At 56.7% G+C, this 1,199-nt stretch carries 1 protein-coding gene and 1 pseudogene; both read left to right on the forward strand.

Annotation, left to right across the window (positions count from 1 at the left end):
- Positions 1 to 181 (forward strand): annotated as a pseudogene (locus tag NKH05_RS32945) (aspartate aminotransferase family protein); the annotation flags it as partial.
- A 12-nt stretch (positions 182 to 193) separates the two neighbouring features.
- Positions 194 to 1,199, forward strand: a 1,006-nt coding sequence (locus NKH05_RS32950; protein WP_353027101.1) for a phosphotransferase, incomplete at its 3' end; no start/stop codon positions are given.

Below are 1,199 nucleotides of genomic sequence, written 5' to 3' on the forward strand. Positions count from 1 at the left end.
CGAGCCCTATCCTATGCGGTGTGAGCGCGTCATCAAAGCCCGCCGCTATCCCCGAGGTCTGAGCCGCCGGCCGGGCCCGGCCGGCAACGTATTGAAAGTTCGTCCTCCAGTCGCTTTCACCGCTGCCGATGTGTCTCGATTCCTTGATACCTTTGCCATAGCAGCGAAACAGCGGCTTTAAGGCTCCAGCAACATGAACAAATTACCTGACGCACTGCAACGGCTCCTGGAGGAGAGCAGCCTGCTCTCATTAAGCCAATCCATCGACCCCTTGTTGCTAAACAACATGCTTGAAAGGCACTACGGGCTCAGCGGACAGGTTGAACGATTGGGCAGTGAAAAGGGCCAAACGTTCAGGCTTAAAGCCAAAGCGAATGAATACCTTGTAAAGGTGTCACCGTCCGACGAGCCTGAACCAGTTACGGCGTTGCAGATTGCAGCGATGCGCCATCTTGATGATGCCGCTCACGCATTGCCCGTCCAGCGGATCAAGCCCACCCTTGACCGAAGGGATAGCGTCCCAATCGACGTGGGGGATGGAGCTTGTCGAATACTTAGCGTCTTCTGCTTTGTCGAAGGCCTGCTGTGGGAGCAAATGGAAGCCAACGTTGAGCAGTTAACCAAAGCGGGGGACATTCTCGGGCGACTAAACGTTGCGCTGCGATCATTTCGGCATCCAGCTGCCGCGCGCAGCTTAGTTTACGACATCAGGCACTTTCCCCATTGGGCGGGACTTGTTGACTACGCACCAGACCCCAAGCACCGACTGCTGGCTCAACGGGTCTTCAAGCTCCTCGAAGACGTCGTGCTGCCGAGGCTGCCCAGTCTTGAGATGCAAGTGATCCACGGTGACTACGCTCCCAACAATGTCGTGGTGGATCCACATAGCGATGTCTTCGTGAAGGCTATCCTTGACTTCGGTGACACTGTCCATAGCGCGGTGATATTTGACCCCGCCAATACGGTCGCGCACCTGATCGGCCGCACTCAGGATCAACCTTGGCAAGATGCCTTTGCATTTGTCGCCGGGTATCAGCAGAGCCGGCCGATAAACGAGTCGGAACTTCCACTTTTGCCAGTTGCGGCTCTCGCGCGGCTCACCATGCTCGCGTTGATCAGGTACTGGAAGGCTGAGCGCGCACCTGACCAGAGCGAGGAGCTACTCGCTAGTGCCGAGTATTACTGGGTGAACCTAGAGC

The organism is Mesorhizobium sp. M1399, from assembly GCF_040317735.1.
Lineage (GTDB): Bacteria > Pseudomonadota > Alphaproteobacteria > Rhizobiales > Rhizobiaceae > Mesorhizobium.